Annotated in this window: 23 protein-coding genes; 4 read left to right on the top strand and 19 right to left on the bottom strand. The window is 31.6% G+C overall.

Going from position 1 to position 23,692, the window contains the following annotated elements; translation table 11 throughout:
* Positions 1–15: 15 nt before the first annotated feature.
* From M1R53_RS03895 to M1R53_RS03885, 3 genes are read right to left on the bottom strand one after another with little or no spacing between them, the layout of a single operon-like run.
* Positions 16–657 (bottom strand): hypothetical protein, encoded by a 642-nt coding sequence (locus M1R53_RS03895; protein WP_249243146.1) that lies wholly within the window; start codon positions 655–657, stop codon positions 16–18.
* Complete coding sequence (locus tag M1R53_RS03890) at positions 648–1,361, bottom strand: hypothetical protein (RefSeq protein ID WP_249243145.1); 714 nt, start codon at positions 1,359–1,361, stop codon at positions 648–650. Before M1R53_RS03890 ends, M1R53_RS03895 begins: the two co-directional genes overlap by 10 nt.
* Complete coding sequence (locus M1R53_RS03885) at positions 1,358–2,020, bottom strand: ABC transporter ATP-binding protein (RefSeq protein WP_249243144.1); 663 nt, start codon at positions 2,018–2,020, stop codon at positions 1,358–1,360. Before M1R53_RS03885 ends, M1R53_RS03890 begins: the two co-directional genes overlap by 4 nt.
* Positions 2,021–2,149: 129 nt before the next feature.
* On the opposite strand from M1R53_RS03885, the gene M1R53_RS03880 reads away from it, so the two are divergent.
* From M1R53_RS03880 to M1R53_RS03870, 3 genes are read left to right on the top strand one after another with little or no spacing between them, the layout of a single operon-like run.
* Positions 2,150–4,045, top strand: a complete 1,896-nt coding sequence (locus tag M1R53_RS03880) for an ABC-F family ATP-binding cassette domain-containing protein (RefSeq protein WP_249243143.1) — start codon at positions 2,150–2,152, stop codon at positions 4,043–4,045.
* Position 4,046: 1 nt separating this feature from the next.
* On the top strand, positions 4,047–4,679 hold the full coding sequence (locus M1R53_RS03875; protein ID WP_249243142.1) for an ABC transporter ATP-binding protein: 633 nt from the start codon (positions 4,047–4,049) through the stop codon (positions 4,677–4,679).
* A gap of 1 nt (position 4,680) precedes the next feature.
* Entirely contained in the window at positions 4,681–5,451 is a 771-nt protein-coding gene (locus M1R53_RS03870; protein ID WP_249243141.1) for an ABC transporter permease, read from the top strand.
* A 23-nt stretch (positions 5,452–5,474) separates the two neighbouring features.
* Here the strand turns inward: M1R53_RS03870 and M1R53_RS03865 are convergent, their stop codons facing one another.
* From M1R53_RS03865 to M1R53_RS03840, 6 genes are read right to left on the bottom strand one after another with little or no spacing between them, the layout of a single operon-like run.
* Positions 5,475–6,026 carry a DUF6648 family protein gene (locus M1R53_RS03865; RefSeq protein WP_019213505.1) on the bottom strand — a complete coding sequence of 184 codons (552 nt, stop codon included), beginning with the start codon at positions 6,024–6,026 and terminating at the stop codon, positions 5,475–5,477.
* Positions 6,027–6,043: 17 nt separating this feature from the next.
* A complete protein-coding gene (locus tag M1R53_RS03860) occupies positions 6,044–6,463 on the bottom strand; it encodes a hypothetical protein (RefSeq protein ID WP_070598807.1) in 420 nt (139 codons plus the stop codon).
* Entirely contained in the window at positions 6,456–7,415 is a 960-nt protein-coding gene (gene mnmL / locus M1R53_RS03855) for a tRNA modification radical SAM protein MnmL/YtqA (protein ID WP_249243139.1), read from the bottom strand. The genes M1R53_RS03860 and mnmL overlap by 8 nt, the downstream gene beginning before the upstream one ends.
* The gene (locus M1R53_RS03850; protein WP_249243138.1) at positions 7,408–7,764 is read right to left on the bottom strand and encodes a DUF1292 domain-containing protein; all 357 of its coding nucleotides are present in this window, start codon (positions 7,762–7,764) and stop codon (positions 7,408–7,410) included. The genes mnmL and M1R53_RS03850 overlap by 8 nt, the downstream gene beginning before the upstream one ends.
* Entirely contained in the window at positions 7,757–9,094 is a 1,338-nt protein-coding gene (locus M1R53_RS03845) for a GTP pyrophosphokinase (RefSeq protein WP_249243137.1), read from the bottom strand. Before M1R53_RS03845 ends, M1R53_RS03850 begins: the two co-directional genes overlap by 8 nt.
* 19 nt (positions 9,095–9,113) lie before the next feature.
* The gene (locus M1R53_RS03840) at positions 9,114–9,866 is read right to left on the bottom strand and encodes a peptidylprolyl isomerase (protein WP_070598804.1); all 753 of its coding nucleotides are present in this window, start codon (positions 9,864–9,866) and stop codon (positions 9,114–9,116) included.
* Between the two features lie 115 nt (positions 9,867–9,981).
* On the opposite strand from M1R53_RS03840, the gene M1R53_RS03835 reads away from it, so the two are divergent.
* Positions 9,982–11,439 carry a helicase HerA-like domain-containing protein gene (locus M1R53_RS03835; RefSeq protein ID WP_249243136.1) on the top strand — a complete coding sequence of 486 codons (1,458 nt, stop codon included), beginning with the start codon at positions 9,982–9,984 and terminating at the stop codon, positions 11,437–11,439.
* A gap of 85 nt (positions 11,440–11,524) precedes the next feature.
* On the opposite strand, the gene ileS is transcribed toward M1R53_RS03835, so the two are convergent.
* The 10 genes from ileS to M1R53_RS03785 all read right to left on the bottom strand — a co-directional run bounded on the left by ileS (position 11,525) and on the right by M1R53_RS03785 (position 23,574).
* Positions 11,525–14,635, bottom strand: coding sequence for an isoleucine--tRNA ligase (gene ileS, locus M1R53_RS03830; RefSeq protein WP_249243135.1), 3,111 nt, complete (start codon positions 14,633–14,635; stop codon positions 11,525–11,527).
* A gap of 2 nt (positions 14,636–14,637) precedes the next feature.
* Positions 14,638–15,936 carry an NAD(P)H-dependent oxidoreductase gene (locus M1R53_RS03825; protein WP_249243134.1) on the bottom strand — a complete coding sequence of 433 codons (1,299 nt, stop codon included), beginning with the start codon at positions 15,934–15,936 and terminating at the stop codon, positions 14,638–14,640.
* A complete protein-coding gene (locus tag M1R53_RS03820; RefSeq protein WP_249243133.1) occupies positions 15,933–17,150 on the bottom strand; it encodes an aminoacetone oxidase family FAD-binding enzyme in 1,218 nt (405 codons plus the stop codon). The genes M1R53_RS03825 and M1R53_RS03820 overlap by 4 nt, the downstream gene beginning before the upstream one ends.
* Positions 17,140–17,880: an NAD-dependent protein deacylase gene (locus M1R53_RS03815; RefSeq protein WP_249243132.1), complete on the bottom strand. Its 741-nt coding sequence runs from the start codon at positions 17,878–17,880 to the stop codon at positions 17,140–17,142. Before M1R53_RS03815 ends, M1R53_RS03820 begins: the two co-directional genes overlap by 11 nt.
* Positions 17,873–19,093, bottom strand: coding sequence for a uracil-xanthine permease family protein (locus tag M1R53_RS03810; protein ID WP_249243131.1), 1,221 nt, complete (start codon positions 19,091–19,093; stop codon positions 17,873–17,875). Before M1R53_RS03810 ends, M1R53_RS03815 begins: the two co-directional genes overlap by 8 nt.
* A 1-nt stretch (position 19,094) precedes the next feature.
* Complete coding sequence (gene prfA, locus M1R53_RS03805) at positions 19,095–20,165, bottom strand: peptide chain release factor 1 (RefSeq protein ID WP_019213488.1); 1,071 nt, start codon at positions 20,163–20,165, stop codon at positions 19,095–19,097.
* A gap of 11 nt (positions 20,166–20,176) precedes the next feature.
* Positions 20,177–20,992, bottom strand: a complete 816-nt coding sequence (prmC, locus tag M1R53_RS03800) for a peptide chain release factor N(5)-glutamine methyltransferase (RefSeq protein ID WP_249243130.1) — start codon at positions 20,990–20,992, stop codon at positions 20,177–20,179.
* Positions 20,986–21,891 carry a DUF1385 domain-containing protein gene (locus tag M1R53_RS03795; protein ID WP_249243129.1) on the bottom strand — a complete coding sequence of 302 codons (906 nt, stop codon included), beginning with the start codon at positions 21,889–21,891 and terminating at the stop codon, positions 20,986–20,988. The genes prmC and M1R53_RS03795 overlap by 7 nt, the downstream gene beginning before the upstream one ends.
* 41 nt (positions 21,892–21,932) lie before the next feature.
* Positions 21,933–22,139 carry a 50S ribosomal protein L31 gene (gene rpmE, locus M1R53_RS03790; RefSeq protein WP_019213484.1) on the bottom strand — a complete coding sequence of 69 codons (207 nt, stop codon included), beginning with the start codon at positions 22,137–22,139 and terminating at the stop codon, positions 21,933–21,935.
* 121 nt (positions 22,140–22,260) lie between these two features.
* A complete protein-coding gene (locus M1R53_RS03785; protein ID WP_249243128.1) occupies positions 22,261–23,574 on the bottom strand; it encodes a S41 family peptidase in 1,314 nt (437 codons plus the stop codon).
* Positions 23,575–23,692: the final 118 nt, after the last annotated feature.

Raw genomic sequence — 23,692 nt, 5'->3', positions numbered from 1 at the left:
TTTTTTATACATAATTTAATAATAAGTAGTAAGTATCCTTTCATTTTTTGTATTTATACCCAATAATACAATTAAGACAATGAGTATTAAAGCTTTTATTATAAAATATAGTGCTAAAATATTTGTAAATATATAAGTAACATAAGATGCGCTTAAAATAATTATATGCAAAATAGCCAAACTTATCTGCAAGCTATTTATTTTGTTCATATTTGTAATATAAAGTATTGTATATATAATAAGTAAAGTATATATTAAACTTGTTATGAGTGTATTAAAAATTAAATAAATTGATAAACTCATTGTGTATATGCTTAAAACTATTGACGGAGCTAATATTATAAGTGTTGAAAAATATAATGATGCTATATAATTTATAATGATTTTATTTTTCGAAACACCATTAGCTAAGATAAACTCAATTCTTTTACTGATCTTATCATTTACAATTGTTGACTTTGTTAGTTCAATCGCGAATATTATAAACATCATAACTAAGCCATCGCTTTTTAATATCTGCATAATCATCTCATTATTAATGGCACTTTCTCCAATTAAAGCAGGTATTAGAGTAAAAATAAATGCCATAAAAGCCATTAGAAGTGCATTCTTATCAAGAATTTTTTCTATATCGTTTTTTATTAAGTCTAAGACCATGTGCCCTCCTTATTTATAACAGCTTCGTTACTTAATTTTTTATATTTAATTATTGACAAAGATGCAAATATTATTATAAGTACAATATTTATCCCTAATAAAACATATACTAAGTTTACATTATGCTTATCTATAAACTCTATAATATGCTTTGAAAAAGAAGCTACTAAATAAATTAATAAACTTGAAGCAAAGAAAACTAAATTTTTGAAAAACTTAAAATTTTTTTGATATAAGCTTATAATATTAAATAAAAGCACTTCAAAATACAGCATTATAAATAAACTGATATATACTGCAAATATTAATTTAAAATCAATTTTAAAATCGTATACAACGTAAGTCATAAAAAATAAAACAAATGATGGAATTGAAGAAATAACCCACATTTCTTTAGTATATGATCTTATTATATCTTTTATGTCAAATCCAGAGGCAAGTATAAATTCAATACGCTTATTTAATTTATCTTTCGCTGTTAAATTAACAACCATTGCGTTAGAGCCAATTATTGTAAAACCAAGTATAAATACATATAGCATTAATAACACATAAGCATCACCACGAGAGGCAAATACGTTTTTGTATAATAAAAAATTAAATCCAATTGCTATCAATAATGTTAAAATTATATTTAAACGTACATCAGTATCTTTTAATAAATATTTTCTACAAGCTTTATTGATATTTAAATTATCGTTCATTTTCTTCCCTCCTCAATAAATAATTCTTCAAGGCTTTCTCCCTTGATGTCATCAATGTTTTTTGTAAACAAAATTTTTCCATCTTTTATCATAGTAACCTTATCCGCAATCTTTTCTATCTCTGATAAATCATGACTTGTTATTACTATGGTTTTACCTTTATCTTTAAGTGTCTTTATTAAATCTCTTATTTGTACTCTAGATATAGGATCTACTCCGCTAGTCGCTTCATCTAAAAAAACTATATCTCGATTCATAAGAACTATAATTAATAACGACAATTTTCTTTTCATTCCTTTTGAATAAGTTGATACTTTTCTATCTAAATCATCACTTATTCCTAATAAATCACTATACTTTTTATATACATTGCTTGCATATCCAAAGTACAAACCATAAATTTTAATATTTTCTATACCTGTTTTGTCTTCATACAAGTAATCATTCTCAAGAAGCATAGCATGGTCACCATTAACAATAACACTACCTTTGTCTTCTTTGTATAATCCTGTTAATATTCTTAGTAAAGACGTTTTGCCAGAGCCATTTGGTCCAACAATTGCATGAACCGTGTTAGCTTCTATCTCTAATGAAAAATCATTATATAGCTTTTTCTTCTTAAAATTTTTGCTCATATTTTTTACTTCAATAATATTCATAATAAACCTCCTATGTATTATTTGTAATTTGATTATATATTGATTAATATCAAAATTCATGAGTAAAAACTGCAATTTTATCTTATTTTCATCTTGTAAAATATGTTATAATATAGTCGAGGTGTTTTTATGACTATACTAGCGTGTAATAATATAAAAAAAATTTTTATAGACAAATTAATTTTTGAAAACGTTTCTATTAATATAAATGAAGGCGAAAAAGTTGCTATAGTTGGTATGAATGGTACTGGTAAGTCAACTTTACTAAACATATTATCTGGTATGCTTAATTATGATGAAGGCGATATATTTATTTCTAAAGACACTAAGATTGCCTATCTTGAGCAAAATACAACTATCAGAAGTAATTTAAGTGTTTATGATGAGATGAAAAAGTCTATGAAGCACTTGACTGATCTTGAAGAGGAGCTTAGAAATTTTGAGGATATCATTGCAAAGGACCCTAGTCAAGAGAATATGGATAGATACGCCTTTTTACTTGAAGACTTTGAAAAGAAAGGTGGATATACATACGATGCTGAGATAAAAAAGGTTTTAACTGGTCTTGGCTTTGGCGAAGAACAGTTTGATCAAGCATTTAACTCTCTAAGTGGTGGACAAAAGTCTAAGCTAATGCTAGCTAAGGCACTTATACAAGAGTCTGACATACTTTTCTTGGACGAGCCGACTAACCATCTTGACATTGACTCAATGGAATTCCTTCAAGACTACATCAATTCATTCTCAAAGACTGTTGTTATGGTCAGCCACGATAGATATTTTTTAAATGCTACTTGTAATAAGGTAATACTTATAAAGGATCACAGTACTCACGAGTATAATATGGGCTATGAACAATATATCAAGCAAAGAAAGATAAATGAAGCGATTCAAGAGAAAGCTTATATCAATCAGCAAAAAGAGATTGAAAGACAAAAAGAAATTATCAGAAGATATAGGTCCTACGCTACTGAAAAGAGCATTATAAAGGCAAAATCGCGTGAAAAGATGCTTGCTAAGATTGAGCTATTAAGCGATGTTAATGATGATAGTGAGATTAATTTCAAGTTTAGAATGAAGGTAGAGTCTGGTAACGATGTTTTGTCTGTTGAAAATATCAATAAAAGCTTTGGCGATTTTAAACTTTTAAACGATATAAACTTTAATATATATAAGCGTGAACACGTAGGCATCATAGGTGCTAATGGCATTGGAAAGTCAACTCTATTTAAAATAATTCTTGGTGAAGAAAGTCATGACTCTGGCGAAATACGCTTTGGAACTAATGTCAATGTTGGCTACTTTGATCAAGAGCTAGAAAAACTTGATGTGAATAAATCCATTGCCGAAGAGATATGGGATAGCTTCCCTCGACTTACTTATTTTGAACTAAGAAAGGCTCTTGCTAAATTTTTATTTATTGATGACGATATATATAAAATGATTGATGAACTATCTGGAGGAGAAAAAGCTAGAGTTTCTCTATGTAAAATAATGCTTTCTGATGTAAACTTCCTTGTTTTAGACGAACCGACTAATCATTTGGACATAGAGTCGAAAGAAGTTTTGGAAGAGGCTCTTAACTCATACGAAGGAACTTTGCTTGTAATTAGCCATGATAGATATTTTTTAAATAAAGTTGTAAATAAAGTACTTGAGCTTAAAGCTGATGGTATTCACGAATATTTAGGTAATTATGATTATTATCTAGAAAAGAAAAAGCGTATGCGTGAAGAAGAAGCCTTTCTAGAAGAACCTGAAGAAATCACAAAGACTCAAGCAAAACTTAATAAAAAGCGAGAGAGAGAAGAAAAAGAAAGATTAAAAAAAGAAAAACAAGCTAAGAATGCTATTGAAAAAGAAATTTCTGAACTTGAAAAACATAAAAACAATATTCATAATGAGCTAGCAAACCCTGATATTTACGACGATATAGACAGAGTTAACGATTTGAATTTTAAGCTCACTGAGATTGATGAAAAGCTTGACTCCTTATACGAAGAGCTTATTTATATGGAGGAATAAGATGTTCGAGCTAAAAAATGTACAATTTAAAAATATTCTTAATATAGATAACTTAATTATTGATGATAGTGGTCTTACTATGATTATAGGACCGAGCGGCAGCGGTAAATCAACTCTTCTTAAAATGCTTGATGATATAATTAGTCCTGATAACGGCGAGATTTTATATAAAGGTGATAATATTAGCTCATATAAAGCGCATGAGCTAAGAAGAAAAATTATTATGCAATCGCAATTCCCTGCCATCTTTGAAGGAAATGTAAGAGATAATTTAAATATAGCGAGAAAATTCAGTGGATTAGCCCCTCTTGATGATGCAAATCTAAAAGAACTGCTTAATATAGTTTTACTAGATAAAAAACTTGATGATGATCCAAAATATTTCTCTGGTGGAGAAAAAACAAGGCTCTCAATTGCAAGAGTTTTAGCTATGGATGCTGAAGTCTATCTATTTGATGAGCCAACATCGTCTCTTGATGATGAAACAGAATTTAATCTTATAAATAAAGTGATTCAATATCTAAAAGAAAAAAATAAAAAGATAGTTATGGTATCGCACTCAGAAAAACTATTTTCCCTTGCTGAGCAAGTTATAGAAATAAATAATAATACAGCATCTATCAAGGAGGCTTAATATGTTAAGAGATATTTCAACAACACAATTAATTTTATCCTTTGCCTTTATATTAGTTTTGTTAATAATATCAAAGTTAAAAGGTTTGTCAAATCAAGTCTTAATCATAGTTGCTTCGCTAAGAATGACTGTGCAGCTACTTATAACAAGCTATCTTCTTCAGTACATACTAAAGAGTGATAGTTCATGGATAACTCTATTGATACTAGTAATAATGGAAGCATTTGCAATATTTAATGTATATAAGAGAAGCAAGGTAAATAAAAATAAGCTTAAACAGATTGTTGCAATTTGTTTTGTCGGCTCGAGCCTTGTCTCAATTTTTTATTACATAATAATTGTACTTGCCGTTAAGCCTTGGTACGATCCGAGATACTTTATCACAATATGCGGAATGCTTATAGGCAATACCATGACAGGTATGAGCCTTGCTATCAATTCGTATAAAAATGCACTTAATGATCAAAGAGATAAAATCGAAGCAGCGCTGATGCTTGGTGCTAAACCAAAAGATGCCGTTTCAAAAATTTCAAGAGAAGCCTTTAGCTCTGCCATACTACCAACGCTTAACTCAATGCTTGGCATGGGCATAGTACTATTGCCCGGTATGATGACAGGTCAGATACTATCAGGCACAGATCCGATGTCTGCTATACTTTATCAAATAACGATAATGATAGCCATAGTCGGAACTGTTGGTATAACTACAAGTATATTTACTTCTCTTGCTTATAAAGCTTTTTTTAATAAAAGAGAGCAAATGTTATTTTAATAAAAAAACAAACTCTACTAAAATTAGTAGAGTTTATTTATATACGAATCTATTACCGACTCTTTCTTCTTTTCACTAAATACGTTCTTCTCTCTCAAAATATCTATAAGCCACAAAGCTTTCGAATGAAATATCGCTTCTTTGTAATCACTTAAGACTATCTCATAAAGCTTACCATTTAAGAACTTTGAATTCGTTTTAACGTAGTATGCGTCAACATTCTCAAAGTCAACCAGCCTTAGTATGCTTATAGTTGTTAAATCTTTTTGATGGTACAAACTTAATCCAGTATTTTTGTATTCAACAAAATACTTTCTGTGTTTATTTGTATTTTTTATCTCATTTGCAAGCATTAAATAATACTTAGCAAGTGAATTGTAGTATTGGTAGTTAAACATGCCCTTTTCAAATGAATCAATCTTAATAAAAGGTTTTATGTTTAAGCTAGTAATAAAATTAAAATTTTCTTTAAGAAATTCTTTCTTTGTCAAGTCACCGTTATTAAACTGTATGATCAAAGAATGTCTCTTCTCAAAAAACACCTCAAAAAGATTCTTCCTCTTTACATAAAGCATTAAATACCACTTTCTAATTATTTAACTTCTTCTACGTAGCTCCTTAAGTCACTATCTACATCTTCAGCTAAGTAGTCAACATTGATAAGTATGTCTACATCATGCTTTTCAGAAATTTCTTCCAAATTCTTTACTAAGCATTTTAAATCTTCTTTCTTAATATCAATAATCTTATAAACACTGTCTATATAGATCTTTTCTAGGTCGAAGTCCATTGATAGCATGCCAAGCAAGAAGCCGTAGAACTTTTCAATAGTATTTATACTATAGTCGCTTAAGTTAATAAGTCTAACATTAGTATCTAAAGAAAATATGTGTTCGTCCTCAACATCTAAGAACGTAATGTTGCCGTTACCTGACTTAATGTCATCGTTAGCACCATTGATTAACCACTTAGTTTTTCCTGCGCCTTTTGCTCCTAAGATTAATTTAACCATAAAAATCATCCTCCTTAAAATATTTACCTTGGTAATTTGATTTTCTTTTCATCTGTTCCAATATGGAATCTTTTATTCTCCACCAAGATTCGCCCCAGTTGCAATGAATAGTTCCCTCTTCATCAGATCTGCCGACCAATCTTTGTATAATTATATCATCTTTAATATGAGTTAAGAAAATTTCTACTCTGTCTACATAATCTTCTCTGTTTAATAGTTTAAACTCGCCAGCTTTATACATCTTGGCTATCCTAGTTCCTTCCATAATATATAAACTATGTAGTTTTACCTCGTCAGTCTTTGTCATGTTAATGAGTTTTGCATCATTGTAAACATCATCAAGACTATCCCACGGTAAATCAAGTATCAAGTGAGCTGCTTTTCTTATGCCATACTTAGATAATGTTTCACACGCATCTATATAGTCATTAGTTGTGTGACATCTATTTAATATCTTAAGCGTTTCATCGTTTGAGCTTTGTAAGCCTAGCTCAACAGTTATCTCAAGATTATACTCGTCCTTAACATCTTTTAAAAATTTCATGTAATCATCAAAAATAAGATCTGGTCTCGTTGATATATTTATACCCACAACATCTTCTTCTATAGCGTTAATTATATTTTCCTTGAATTTATCTAGTGGCATATAAGTATTAGAAAAGTTTTGGAAATATGCTATGAACTTCGTTGCCTTATGATTTTTTGTGATATTTATCTTGTTTTGCTCAATCTGCTCTTTGACAGATAGATTATTAGATAAATTCTCAAAGCTGCCTCCTTCTGCTGTACAAAAGATGCAGCCGCCATAAGCCTTTGAACCATCTCTATTCGGACAAGTTATATTTAGACTGATAGGTAATTTATAAACTTTAGTGTGAAATTTATTACTTAAGTATTCTGAGTAGACTCTATAGAGTTTTTTCTCATCCTCAAAGCTAATAATATTACTCATCTACCTCATTTTTCTTGTAAAATTCTTCCATAAGTTCATCTACGATAGCGTCGTCAACTACTTCTAGTTCAACATCTACACCGTTTTCGTTTTCAATGTACTTATATGGATAAACATACTCTTCTTCCTCTTCCACATCTAGTGGGAATAAGAATATATAGTCGTCTCCTTTGTAATTAAATAGATCAAGTACAGCGCATTCAAGCTCTGTTCCGTCATCTAAAGTGATGATCATTGTGTCTTCACAGTCACAATCATCATGTTCATGGTCGTGGTCATGTCCACATCCGCAGCCTTCATCGTGGCAGCAGCAATCATGTTCATCGATAAAATCTTTATCTTTACTCATCTTTATCTCCTCTTTCTAAAATTTGTTCGGAAAAGTCTTCAAAATTAGATATATTTACCAATTCCAAACTTATATTTTTATTAATTTCATTTATATTTTCATCAGTTATAAAGGAAAGCTGAGGATTTTTCTTAAAATCATAAGAAATTTGATCAAGGTAGTAATTAATCAAAAACTCCTTCTCTTCCTTAGACATATCCTTATTTCTAACACTTAAAGCAACTGATTCATAGAATTTATATCTTAAGAATATAATAAAACCTTCGAAATCTTCAACATTTGTTCCCTTTTCGATAATAAATATTATTCTAAAGAATAGGTTCCACTTAAAATCTGTATTAATAAGACTAAGTATCTCGTTACCTAAACTTTGTGTAAATGTATCATTAAATATAGGTTTTCTCTCAAACTCTATATAATTAGTTAGTGGTCCAAGATTTTCTTGTATATCAGATAGTCTTCCAACTAAATCAACAAATTCCTGAGATATATCTTTGGCTGATTTTTTTCTTGCCTTCATAAACAAGTATTCGCTTATCATGTCGCAAGAGTCTTTGTAATCGATTATATATCCTAAATCGCTCTTTACTTTAGATTTAAATATATCGTGAATAGTCTTAGATACAAGCTTTACAAGCTGTTTCTTCTTATTTACCTGTATAGTAGAATCAGTCCTATTCAAATGATTGTAAACACTCATAAGCTGTCTATCAACCATAGTTAAATTATCTTTGATAGTCGCCATGATATCTATAAAGAAATCTTCTGTAAGAACATAGTTATAGTTCTTATACAAGACTTTGTGATCTATATCTCCCCAGAACACATTAACAAGTGATTTGATCTGAAGCTCAAAATGAATTTTCTTGCCATCATCATCAACATACTTACCGTCAATCTTGTAGATCTCAAAACCATTCTTTTGCAGTTGTGGCTGCTCTTCGGATAACTTAAGAAATATCTTTTTATTGATATGACTTGAGTAGTATCCTCTGTCCTCTTTATAATTGAATAAATTTAATAAATCTCTATATATCTTTTTTTCATCATCAATAAATCTACACTCAATTCTAACACCGATGATATCTGAGATATTTTCCATAAGATTTTCAGGCGTCTTATACATAGTGTAGAGATTGTTTCTAAGTATCTTCTCTCTAAGTGATGTAGCTTCCTTAACTCTACCTCTAGCAGCAAGAAAGTGATCCTTAGCACAGAAGGTATTAGCAAAAAAGTTTTCTAAAATCTCTAATATTTCTTCTAGTTTATCGTTATTCTTTTCTAGTAAATCTATAGTGTCATCTATAAAATCAAATAATTCAAGCCTCATCAGCTCTCATATCCTTTCATTAAACAAATATTTCTGGTTTGTATTTATCCTTTAAACTGTCTATAACTTTTTTAAATGCGTTCATTTGTTTAATTTGCATAACATGAGCACGCACTTCATCTTTAACTTCGTCAAATGATTTATTTTTTGCTTCATTAATCTTATTAAGCTTGATTATATGATATCCAAATTGAGTTTTAACTGGTTCAGAAATTTCTCCAATATTCATTGAGAAAACTTTATCGTCAAATTCCTTAACCATTTGTCCTCTATGAAATGTTCCTAAATCGCCGCCATTAGCCTTTGATGGACAAGCAGAGTGTTCTTTAGCAAGACTAGCAAAGTCTTCACCCTTGTCAATCTTAGCCTTGATATCTTTAGCCTTAGCTTCATTATCAACTAAGATGTGGCTTGCTGATCTTGATTCAGGCTCAGAAAATTCATTTTTAAACTCTTCATAATAGTTTTTAAGCTCTTCATCTGTTGCTTCATCACATTCAAGAGCTTTTTTAAATGCCATATTAGTTAAGATATTTTCTTTAGCTTTGGCAATTTCTCTCTTATACTCTTCGCTCTCATCTAGCTTTTCATCAATAGCTTGATTATATAACATAGCTTGATTAACCATCTCTTCAACCAATTTCTTAACTCCGTCCTTTGATTGGAACTGCATAGTTAGTTGTGGCCCAAGCATATTCGCAAAGTTAACAACATCTTCTTTTTTAATTTCTTTGCCGCAAACTTTAGCGACAATCTCTTTATTTATTTCCAAAATATCCTCCTTAAATTATAATCTTTCACATATTTATATTATCATATAAATTGTTATTTTGCAAGACTATTTTTATTCTTGTAAATGTGTTATAATAGTTATGAGAGGTGATTTTATGAAGTATTTACTAGGTGGAGAAAATGAAAAAGTTTATTTAAATTCAAAGATGTTAAATAGACATGGAATTATAGCTGGAGCCACTGGTACTGGTAAGACTGTTACTTTAAAGGTAATTAGTGAATTGCTTAATAATGACGGCATAAATACATTTATTACTGATGTTAAGGGCGATATTATGAGTCTTGCTGAAAATGGCGAGAGAAATGACAAGATTGACGAAAGAATCGAAAAGCTTGGCTTGAGTGATTACCAAGTTGATAGCTTCCCTGTTGAAATTTTTGATATATATAAAAAAGGTGTTCCGCTTAGAGCATCTGTTACTGATATAGGTCCAGTACTTTTATCAAAAATGCTTGGTCTAAACGAAGTACAAAGCGGCGTCATTGATGTTATGTATAAAATCGCCGATGAGAATGGTCTTAAGCTTATTGATTTTAAAGATTTAAAGATTATGCTTAAATATATGGCGGACTTCTCTAGTGATATTTCAAATAAGTATGGCAATGTGGCTAAGCAAAGTATAAACGCTATACAAAGAACTCTAATTAGATTTGAGAATGAAGGCGCTATAGATTTCTTTGGTGAACCATCCTTTGATGTTGATGATTTACTTCTTAAAAATGGTGAAAAAGGCACAGCTAATATACTTAACTGTACTGAGCTCTACCTTAACTCAAAGATGTATCAATCAGTTGTAATCTATTTACTTAGTCAAATATTTACAAGTCTTGAAGAAGTTGGTGACCTTGATAAACCTAAACTAGTACTATTCTTAGATGAAGCTCATTTAATTTTTAAGGACTTAAATAAAAAGATGCTTGAAAATATCGTTACCATAATCAAGCTTATAAGATCTAAGGGTGTTGGCATCTTCTTCGTTACACAAAATCCTAAGGATATACCAGAAGAAGTTTTAAGTCAATTATCAAATAGAATTGAACATGCTTTAAGAGCCTACACTCCAAACGAAATTAAAAATGTTAAATACGCTGCAGATAGTTTTAGAAAGAATCCAAATTTTGATAGCGAAAAAGCTATATTAAATCTAAAAACTGGTGAAGCTTTAGTATCGACACTTAATGAAGATGGCGAACCAAGTATGGCTGAGATAACTCTTATAAGACCACCTATGTCAAAGATTGGTATGATAGACGAGGCTGTATTTAATGATATAGTAAAAAATTCTGATTTTAATAAAAAATATAAAGAACCGATAGACAGAGAATCTGCTTACGAAATACTTAGTGAAAGATACATTAAGATTAATGAAGAGATGGAAGCAGAAAAGACAGAAAAAGAAGCTCAAAAAGAATATAGAACAAAGCAAAATCAAAAGAAAAGAAATGAAGGCATGGCCGATAAGGTTATAAAAAGAGTTTTCAGCGCCTTTACTTATCAAATAGGTAAAACTGTTGCAAGAGACATAATGAATACACTAAAGAAAAAATTATAATTGAAACAAAATTTTAGCCAGAGCATTTGCCCTGGCTTTTTCATGCATAAAATAAGACTAGAGCATCTGCCCTAGTCTTAATTATTTATATTCTTTCAACAAATATCTTTATAGTTTTGTCGTTTAAGTCTGTATCTTCAATACCAAGTTTCTTGTACTCAATACTATCAGCAACAGTTTCTTTCAATATAAAGTCTTTGAATTTATCAAAAATTTCTTTTAAATCATCACTTGATTCAACAGAAATTTTTATCTTATCAAGAACGTCAAAATCATTTTGCTTTCTTAGTTGTTGTACCTTTGATATAAATTCTCTTAAATAACCTTCATCAAGAAGCTCTTTATTTAATTTAGTATCAAGTATGATGAATACACCATTTTCCATTTCAACGTTAAAGCCTTCTTTTGATTCGATTCTTACATCAACATAATCTTTTTTAATTTCAGTATCTTCTCCGTTTAGCTCAACATGTTGATCAGCGTGATCAAGTTTATCTACAAAGTCCATGCTATTAACATTTAATAGATATTTTGTAAAATCTTTTATCTTTGCACCAAGTATTGAACCAGCAACTTTGAAGTTTGGCTTTAAGCTAAAGTTCATATACTTCTTCAAATCATCTTCGTAATAAACGTTCTTAACATTAAGTTCTTCTTTGATTAAGTCAGTTAAGTCCTTAAGGTCTTCTTTGTACTTACCGTCTATAACTATCTCGTTAAGAGGTATTCTTACCTTAATCTTGGCATTTTCTCTTGAAGATCTGCCAAGTTTAACAAGTGTACGGACAAGATCCATCTTGAATATAAGTTTTTCATCGATTAAATCTTTATTTGCCTTTGGATAATAGTCTATATGAACTGATTCTAAATCGCCAAGTCTTTGATAGAACTCTTCAGCTGTATATGGAGCAAATGGTGCTATGATCTTAGAAACACCAAGAAGTATTTCATAAGTTGTTTGTAGCACTGCCTTTTTATCATCATCAAGCTCTGTAGCCCAGAATCTTCTTCTTGAACGTCTTATATACCAGTTAGATATATCTTCAACTACAAAGTCTTGTATCATTCTAACAACGTTTGTTAGCTCGAACTTATCCATCTCTTCTTCAATTCTTTCAAGAAGCTTGTTGTACTTAGCAAGTATCCATTTATCAATATCGCTTCTCTTTTCATATGGCACATCTAAAGTTTTTGGATCAATGCCATCAGTTTGTAAATACATATAGAAGAAATTATAAACATTTCTTAGTGTATTGAAGAATTTCGAGCTAATATCCTTAAGTCCATCAACGTCAACCTTTTTAGTTGTCCATGCTGGTGAAACATATAATAGATACCATCTTACAGCATCTGCGCCATATTCTTCGAATAATTCGAATGGGTCTATAGTATTGCCTCTGCTCTTACTCATCTTTTTACCGTACTTATCAAGTACCAAGTTATTAACAAGGACGTTCTTATATGGTGACTTTCCTGTCATATATGTTGATATAGCAAGTAAGCTGTAGAACCAGCCTCTTGTTTGGTCTATACCCTCACAGATGAAATCTGCTGGGAATTTATGATCAAAGTCTTCAGTGTGTTCGAATGGATAGTGCCATTGGCTAAATGGCATTGCGCCTGAGTCGAACCATACGTCAATAACATCTTTTTCTCTAGTCATCTTGCCGTGGCAATGTGGACACTCTAGATGAACATCGTCAACATATGGTCTGTGAAGCTCGATATTTTCATCGATATCTTCAATTGCTCTTTCTTTAAGCTCTTTTCTTGAGCCAACGCTTTCCATGTGGCCGCATTCATCACACTTCCAAATTGGTAGTGGTGTTCCCCAGTATCTTGATCTAGATAAAGCCCAATCTTTTAGATTATCAAGCCAGTTACCAAATCTTTTTTCGCCAACATAGTCTGGATACCAGTTAACTGTTTTATTATTTTCAACAATTTTGTCTTTAAACTTAGTAACTTCTATATACCACGATGGTTTTGCATAATATAGTAGTGGTGTGTGGCATCTCCAGCAATGTGGATAATTATGTTCAATTTTTTGTTTTCTATATAATTTATTTTCTTTCTTTAATTCTTCAATGATCAATGGATCAGCATCCATAACCCACATGCCCTTCCATGGTGTATCAGTGTATTTACCTTCTTCATCAACTGGATTAAGAACTGGTAAATCATATCTTCTTGATGTATTGTAGTCGTCTTCACCAAAGGCAGGTGCTGTGTGAACTATACCAGTACCGTCTTCCATAGTAACATAGTCAGCTTCTGTTATATAGAAAGCTTTTTTATCACATGGTAAATATGGTAATAATTGTTCGTATTCTTCACCGACTAAGTCCGAGCCTTTCATTTCAGCTATAATTTCATAGTTTTCAGCATCTTTTTCAAGAGCTTGTTTAAGAAGTGACTTAGCTAGATAAAGTATCTCGCCTGTTTCTTTATGTTTTATCTTAATATAATCAAAATCTTTATTAACTGTTAAACTTACATTTGAAGGTAGTGTCCATGGTGTTGTTGTCCATGCAAGATAATATTCGTTATCAGTGCCTTTCTTTTTGAACTTAACATAAGCTGATTCAGTTTTTATCATTTCATAGCCTTGAGCAACTTCATGTGAAGCAAGTCCTGTACCGCATCTTGGGCAATAAGGCATAATCTTATGGCCTTCGTATATAAGTCCATCTTTAAACATCTTATCAAGAATGTGCCAAGTTGATTCAATGTAATCATTATCAAGAGTTATATATGGATGGTCAAGATCTATGAGATAGGCCATCTTTTCAGTCATCTTTCTCCATAATGACTCATATTTAAATACTGACTCTTTACATTTTTCATTAAATTCTTCTACGCCATACTTTTCTATGTCTTGCTTATTGTGAAGTCCTAATTGTTTTTCCGCTTCTATTTCAACAGGAAGTCCGTGTGTGTCCCAACCGGCTTTTCTGTTTACATAATAGCCTTGCATTACTTTATATCTGCAGACAGAGTCCTTTAAAGTTCTACCACTAACGTGATGAATACCAGGTTTACCATTAGCAGTTGGCGGTCCTTCAAAGAAAACATATCTATTGTCCTTATCTCTTTTTTCGTTAGTTAGTTTAAGCAAATCAATACTGTTCCAATATTCAGATATTTTGTGTTCTCTATCGGCTACGCGATCATTTGATAAAGCTTTTAAGTCCATAATTACCTCCTTGAAGCCTCGTACTTTGCTTCTATTTCTTTTCTAAGTTTATATACAAGCGTTGTCTCATCAAGTTCTACGCTATCATAATCAATACATTCGCCTTTTTTTATATCTCTACTAAGGATTGCACCTTCGTTAATTACAGATATAGGCACTAAATTCTTTTCTCTTGATTTTTCAAAGTCTATACACTTACCATAAAAAGTGTATCCGCCGATATAATCAAGTTTATCGCCCTTCTTCATATCCTTCTTCGCAATTGCTACTACATCTGAATAAGGTAAATCAGAGATAGGCTTTATTGCTTCAAGCTTGTCGAAGTGTGCTTTTAATACTGTGTTTATAGTCTCTATGCTAGTTAAGTGATATGGTCTATATAAAACATAGTTTGGTCCGTCACCCATCTTTAAAAATCTCATTAGGTGATCAATCTTTTTTAAATCGCTCTTTACTATGACGAAGACACCTGGAGCAATACCATTGACATAATCGACAATTCCGTACGAATTAAGAACGCCGCCTTCTGATTTAAGGCAAAGTTTCTTGTCAAGTGTTTTTATATCAGATTTAATCCCGTGTCCGCCATCGACATCCACTCTAAATCCAGTTGCGTTACTCATAGTCGCCATCTCAACCATGGTCTTAGTGCCATCTACAAAGCTTGCAAGCATCTCTTTTTTAATGCCCTTTTCTTTAGCAGATTCACTTACCGTGTCTGGATTAGCTTCTAAATCGACTTCATTATTCTTTCCTTTGCCAATGGCTAAGACATCAAAGCCCATAATTTTGGCTTCATTATAAAGCTCAAGCACTGTTCCTGGCTCATCACCATCTATGCCTGTGTATATAAGTCCTTTTTCCTTAGCAATCTTTGAAAGAATGGTTCCTACGCAAACATCGCTCTCTAAGTTAAATGTAATTACATTTTTGCCATTCATAAGAGCATTGTAACTTATTTCTGTACCGACAATTGGCTCGCCTGTCGCATCAATTACATAATCAATGTGCTCTGATTTGTATAATAGCTCTTTGTCTTCACATATATAATATTTATTTAAATCTTTTATTTCATCAGCACTTGTAATTTTAATTATATCTTCTCTAACAATTCCCGCTGCAAGATAAGCATCAATCGCATCTTCGATGTGTCTTGAAGATATTAGTAAAGGATTTAAAACTTTGCTTTGTATATATTGACTCACTAGCGCCTTGCCCATGAAGCCTGCTCCTAGTAAGGAAACGTTTATCTTTTTACCTTTTTCTTTATATTCATAAAACTTTTTTTGATAATTTATCAAGCCTTACACCTCAATTTTATATCGTCATAAGCTGCCATAGCTGATAGCCAAGCGAAGCTTAGATTATAGCCACCGCATGGGCCATCAATATCAATAACTTCTCCAATAAAGTACAAGCCATTAATTTTCTTTGACTCCATAGTCTTAGCATTTATCTCTTTAGTAGCTACTCCGCCAAGACTTATCTGACCAATGCCATAGCCTTTATTCTTTATAATATCTAATTCAAAATCTTTTAAAATATTTATTATTTTATGTAAATCCTTATCGCTTAAGTTTTTTGCGTTAGTTTCTTTTACAAGTCCAAGTCTATCAAGTACTGGAATTATAAGTCTTTTGTGAATTAAGCCAATGAAAAAATCATCTAGACTTTTATATCCGATATCTTTTCTTCTATCGCTTAAACTTGAAAATAATTCATCTTCATTAAAAGTATAAAAAAAGTCTACGCTAAATTTGTAAGCACTTTCTTTCCCACTAATATATCTAGATAATTGAAAAACTGTTGGGCCAGATAGACCATATTTTGTGAATAAAACATCGTCCACATCATCTTTTATAATTTTACCTGCTTTTTTTAAGCTTAATTTTGCTTTTACTCTAAGCCCGTCTAGGTGCTTTAAGTACTTATAATCACATTCATAAGGCACTAGAGCTGGCTTTGTATCAATAACTGATATACCTAGCTCTTTTATTTGTTTATATAAATTTGCGTCCGAGCCAAATTTCGGCATAGCTGCGCCGCCGCATGCAATTACAAGGCTCTTGGACTTATAAATATTTGCGTTTTGATCCTTAATTAAAAATATATCACCATCTTTATGAAAACTTTTTACAAAGACATCAGTTTTTATATTGACATTGTTTCTTTCGTTTTCATATCTAAGTACATCAAGTACACTCGATGCTTGCAATGACATGGGATAAACTCTATCTTCTTCTATATAAGGATATATACCCATGACTTGAAATTTATTTTTTATAGCTTCATAGCCATACTTTTCTATCATATATAAAGTAAAATCTTTATCGTTGTATGGATTTTCATTAAGCTTAGTATTAGTGTAATTGCATCTGCCATTGCCAGTTGTTAGAAGCTTTTTGCCAACTCTATCGTTTCTCTCGAGCATAAGTATATTTAATTTATCCTTATTAAGAGCCCCAAAAAATAGTGCCGCTGCACCTGCTCCTATGACTATAGCATCATATATCAATTCTATCCACCACTTCTTTTAATATCTTTCCAAAGCCTTCATTAAACACAAGCTTTGCATATCTATCATAATATGTTTTATCTTTATTTATAATTACTAGATTATCCGAACTAAAATATCTAATCAAACCAGCTGCCGGATACACCTTAAGTGATGTTCCAGCGACTAAAAGTAAATCTGCCTTAGATATTTCGCTTATAGCCTCAGCCATAACATTATTATCTAGAGCCTCTCCATATAAAACTACATCAGGCTTAATCAATGCACCGCACTCATCACAAGTGCAAGCACCTTTTGAGTGCTTGATATACATTGCATCAAACTCTTTATCGCAATGTGTGCAATAAGATCTGTTAATATTGCCATGAAGCTCAATAACTCTCTTACTGCCAGCATCTTGATGAAGATTATCTATGTTTTGAGTGATAATTGCCTTAAGTATACCAATCTCTTCAAGTCTAGCAAGTGCCTTGTGACCTTCATTTGGCTTAACATTTTCATAAATAACTTTATCCCTAACGAAGTCAAAAAATATATCTGGATGTGCATGATAAAATTTATTGCTTAAAACTACTTCTGGTTCATATCCTTCATAAAGTCTTTCTGTATAAAGACCACCAGATCCTCTAAAGTCAGGTATACCACTCTCTGTCGATACACCTGCACCTCCAAAGAATACCATGTGCTTTGATTTTTTTACTTCTTGAACTAATAGGTCAATATCAAGCATCCCTCTTTACTCCGTTTAAAATTGCGTTTAATAAAATACCAACTATAGCTGCTAAGCTAAGACCATTAAGGCTGATATTAGCTGTTATTGGAAGCTCTATAGAAAATCCAAATAGTTCTTTAAATAAACCACCTGAGAATCCTATAAATAAAATCGATCCCATAACTATTATATTTTTAATATTAAATTTAACATGATTATCTCTAATATTTCTAATTCCAATGAAACCTATCATTGAGAATAGCATAATTGATATACCACCCATAACTGCTTGCGGTATAGTTCTTAAGAAGCCGCCAAGCTTACCAACAAAACCTAGGATAATTGCAAATACTGCTGCAAGTCTTAGTATTGATGGATCATAATTCTTTGTAATTGCTAATACACCTGTATTTTCGCCATAAGTTGTATTAGCTGGTCCGCCTATAAGTGAAGCGAATACTGTAGCTAAGCCATCGCCAAGTAAAGTTCTGTTAAGACCTGGATCTTCGATGAAGTTTTGACCAACTACTGCTCCGTTAGTAGTTATGTCTCCTAGATGTTCCATAAATACTGCGAATATTATAGGAACTATAATTATAATTGCTTCAATATCAAATAGTGGCAAAGTAAAGTTTGGCACTGCAAAATATTGAGCGTTATTTATCGCTGTGAAGTCAACTAATTTAAAAGCAACTGATAGTACATAGCCAAATATAACTGCAACGAGTATTGATATTTGCTTTAAGAAACCTTTTACTAGATATGGCCAAGCTACAGCAAGAGCTAGAGTAAGTCCAGCTACTATATATGATGTCTTTGCCATATTAAACGCTGTTGGTAATAGATTGAAGCCTATAACTATAATCATAGGTCCAATTACTTGTGGTGGTAGTATCTTTTGTATTTTTTCTATACCTATACCCCTGATAAAGAATGAAAATAATACATATACTAAACCTGCAACCAACATACCACCTTGAGCGTATCTAAGATCGCCGTACTTTGATGCTACTTGCACTATAACTGGTATAAATGCAAATGATGATCCTAAAAATACTGGTACTTTTTTCTTTGTGCAATAGTGAAATATAAGTGTACCGCAGCCAGCACTGAAAAGTGCAACTGATGGATCAAGTCCTGTAAGTATAGGAACTAAAACTGTAGCTCCAAACATAGCAATCAAGTGTTGTAAAGCTAAAATCGATTTCTTAATACTAAGAGATGCTTTCATCTTATGCCTCCAATTCTTTTAATTTTTCTGCTTGTTCGTGAGTTAGTAGAGCGTCTATCATCTCATCTAAATCCCCGTTCAAAAAGTCTTCCAATCTATATAAAGTTAAATTGATTCTATGATCAGTTACTCTTCCTTGTGGGAAGTTATATGTTCTAATTCTTTCAGATCTGTCTCCTGAACCTACTTGGCCCTTCTTAAGCTTTGCTAGTTCATCATTTTGTTCTTGTAGCATCTTGTCATATAGTCTTGATTTAAGAACCTTCATTGCTTTTTCTTTGTTCTTTAATTGTGATTTTTCATCCTGACAAGTAACAACAAGTCCTGTAGGTATATGTGTTAGTCTAACTGCCGAGTCTGTAGTGTTAACGCATTGTCCACCGTGTCCACTTGCTCTATAAACATCTGTCTTTATATCATTTTCATTGATTTCAATCTCAACGTCATCTGCTTCTGGCATAACAGCAACAGTTGCTGCTGATGTATGAATACGACCAGATGCTTCTGTTTCAGGCACTCTTTGAACTCTGTGTACGCCTGATTCATGCTTTAGTCTTGAGTAAGCACCTTTACCAGTTATCATAAAGATAACTTCTTTAAAGCCGCCTATACCTGTTTCGTTTGTACTCATAATTTCAGTTCTGTAGCCTCTCTTGTCAGCGTACATAGAATACATTCTGAATAAGTCACCAGCAAATAGTGCAGCCTCTTCACCGCCAATACCGCCTCTTATTTCCATAATAACGTTTCTTTCATCATTAGGGTCCTTCGGTATAAGCATTATCTTAAGGTCTTCTTCAGCCTTTTCAATATTTTCTTGTAAATTCTTTAAATCTTCCTTAGCAAGCTCCCTCATCTCGTCGTCAAGGTTCTCGCCAAGCATCTCTTCAGTATCTTTTAGCTCACTTAAGTAAGTTTGATACTCTTTATATCTATCAACAATTGGCTTTAAGTCAGCGTATTCCTTCATAGTCTTTTGATATTCTTTCATGTCCTTCAAAAGATCTGGATCCATGACTTTTTCGCCAAGTTCTTTATACTTGTCCTCAATAAAATTTAATTTTTCTAACATTTTCTCATCTCCTAAATGCAGGCAGAAACAAATCTATCAAAACCTTCAAGGTCTTTATAGATTTTAATATCTTTATATTTATACTTTTCTAATATTTCTTTTACAATATTTCCTTGATCGTATCCAATCTCAAAAAATATCATGCGTTTAATCTTTTCTCTAGCCTGTTTAATGATTTTTTCGTAGTATTCATACCCTAAATCGCCGCCAACTAAGGCAAGCTTTGGTTCTTTAAATAAATCCTTATCTAGTCCCATATATTCTTCACTTGAAATATATGGTGGATTTGATATAAGTATATCATAAGTTTCATTAATATTCTCAAATAAATCCGATAAAATGAAATTTATGGATAAATTATTTAATTTAGCATTTTCTTTTGCTAAATTTAGCGCATCTTCAGAAACATCTGAGCAAGCTACATGAATTAGAGGATTTTCTTCCTTAATAGCAAGAGCTATGGCTCCTGTTCCAGTGCACATATCTAATACACAATCGTCTGGCTTTATGAATCCATTAACAATGTCAATTAATTCTTCTGTGCAAAATCTTGGTATTAAGGCTCTTTCGTCAGTTTTTAGAATAATATCTCTAAAATGCTTCTTGCCTATGATGTAGGCCATGGGCGTGTCGTTTAGCCTCTTATTAAGAAGTTCAAAAAACTCTTCTTCGTTTACTTCAAAATCTTTGTTCAAAGTTAAAAATAGCTTATCTTTGCCACTTACATGCTCTAAAAGCATATATATCTCGCCCATAGGATTAGGAATATTTTTTCCTGATGCTTCAATATCAGCTAAAGCTTTCCTTATAATATCTTTAACTACCAAGCGTCTAAACCTTCTTCACTAGGTATTACCTCTTTAACAGCAGCTATCGCTACTTCGACCATGCTATCATCAGGCTCTTTAACCGTAGCTATCTTTTGTAGCCAAAGTCCTGGTTTAGCAACCAATCTGCAAACGCCAACATTATCGTACCTACCTATGAATCTATTAATTTCATAAGATATTGCTGCTATAATTGGTAACGCAATAATTCTTGACACTATCCTCATTAGTGGCGATGGCCATCCAAAGAACGATAGAACAATAATTGATACAAGCATAACCATAAATAAGAAGCTTGTTCCGCATCTTGGGTGATACTTATTCATCTTTTGAACATTTTCTACAGTTAAGTCAAGACCATTCTCATAAGCGAAGATGGTTTTGTGCTCAGCGCCGTGGTACATGAATACTCTCTTTAAATCTTTTTGATTCGATATTAAACTTATATATACTAAAAATATAGATATCCTTATTAAGCCTTCAACAAAGTTTAGTAAGAATATATTATTGATTTTATCCTTTAAGAAGTTAGCTATGAATGTTGGAATTACAACAAAAAGTGCTATAGCTATAAAAAAAGAAAAAACAAAAGTAAAAATATTAAACAAAGTATCCTTAAATTTACTAGTTTCTTTTTTATCCTCTTCATCGTCATAAAAAGAAGCAGAATAATAGAGAGCTTTAGTGCCTTCAGACATTGAGTCCACTAGCTTGGATATGCCTCTTATGAATGGAATCTTAAAGATGAGCTTATTATTTTTCTTGCTATCATCTTTTACACTTACCTCTATCTTACCATCAGGTTTTCTAACAGCAATAGAAGTCTTCTCTGGTCCCTTCATAAGTATACCTTCGATTAAAGCTTGTCCACCTATACTTGTTTTAAAATTCTTTTTCATTTTTTCACCTGTATAATGAAAAATTAGCAGAAAAAAGTCTGCTAATTTTCATCTTTTTTGTATCTCTTCTTGAATTTCTCTACACGGCCACCACGTTCAGTAAACTTTTGTTTACCTGTAAAGAATGGGTGACATTCAGAGCAAACTTCTACTTTTAACTCGTCTCTTGTTGATCCTGTAACAAATGTGTTGCCACATGCGCATGTAACAGTTACTTCTTTAAATTCTGGATGTATGTCCTTTTTCATTTTTTTCACCTCTCTTATCACATTAACCACTAGATTATATCATATAAGTATCGATATTTCAAGTAGTTTTTATAAATTTTTATAAATTTTCTTACAATAAAGACTATATATTGCTTTACATCTATTTACTAAGACCAGCATCTCTCATCACCGCTTTTATTATCCTTTGATTTTCAAGATAGCCTGTCTTGTCCTCTTCACTCTCTTGAACAATTATATCTGGCACTGTTTGATCTAATTCATTAATAGAACCAGATCCTGTTAAGCCCATTACATTTGAGAACCTCATAACAAAAGCAGTATTAGGTAGGTCTACTTGCATTGGATCAATGCCAATACCGTCTCCAGCAGTTCTGCTTCCAACTAAGGTAGCCAACTTAGTTTCTTTACAAAATGATGCAAGCATCTCAGCTGAAGAATAAACTCCATTATCTACTAAAAGATATATCTTTCCTTTGAAGTGAATAGAGTCCTCTTTTGGTTCAATAGACATGTCCGAGATACCGTATCCATCAAAATCACTAAGAATCTTTTTCACATCATTGTTAAATGAGGAATTATCTAAGAAAGTTTTTACATCATTTTTAAATTGTAGCTGTTTAAACATTTTTTCATATAATTTTCCCGATTTAATTAAGAGATAATTTTTTGTTTCATATTTTCTATCTATTATTTTTGGAATTAAAAAATCTTGCCAATATCTGCTATCACCACCGCCATTGCCTCTTATATCTATTATCAAGAAAGGATAATCTTTTATTTCATTAAGATAATTAATAACAATATCTTTATCTTGATTGATGTATTGCTCACCTATAAGTGAGCTAATTCTGATATATGCGAGTTTATCTTTAATTATATTTTCAGTCATAAGATTTTTAGAATAAGTCTTATTTACTTCATCGTCGCTCTTTATATTTTCAGCAACATATTTCTTTACTGTTTCGTTATTAATATTGTATCTTCTTCTAACATTGTCTTTCTCATACATTTTAGCGATATCATGTCTCCAGGAGCTATTTGGGAAAGTGTAGTAAAGCACATACATATGCATTGCAAAATCTTCTGGCATTAAATGAGTATGTCCATTATGAAGCTCGGCTAAAACATAAGTCATTCTACTAAAAAAGTCTGCGTCGTTTTTTGATTTAGCAATATATGCTTCATACTTTTCTTTATTGCTTAACCAATCAACACCATATAATTTTTTATTAACTTCAAAGAATGGATAATGCTCTTTCAAGGTATTGTATGCGAAATTAAAATCTTCTATGTAATCCTCTTTGCTTAAATTAAATTCTTTATGCTCCAAGTCTTTTAAATTAATTGCCCTTATGTCATTTGTCTTAGTGTTAATATAGAAATTGTAAGAAAAAATTGACACTATTACTAAAAGCATTATAAGACAAAATGATATGATAGCATTCTTTTTCATGATTTATATCCCCTTCCACGCAACTTATATCTATATTCATTATATCACATGCTGATTAATAATCAACTTAGATCATAAAAAAAGACATAGTAATTTTAAAATTATTATGTCTTTAGAT

It is taken from the genome of Fenollaria massiliensis (assembly GCF_023347705.1).
In the GTDB taxonomy this organism is placed as follows: Bacteria; Bacillota; Clostridia; order Tissierellales; family Peptoniphilaceae; genus Fenollaria; species Fenollaria massiliensis.
Note: the sequence above shows the minus strand (reverse complement) of the source record. Positions and strands in the feature narration are given on the sequence as shown.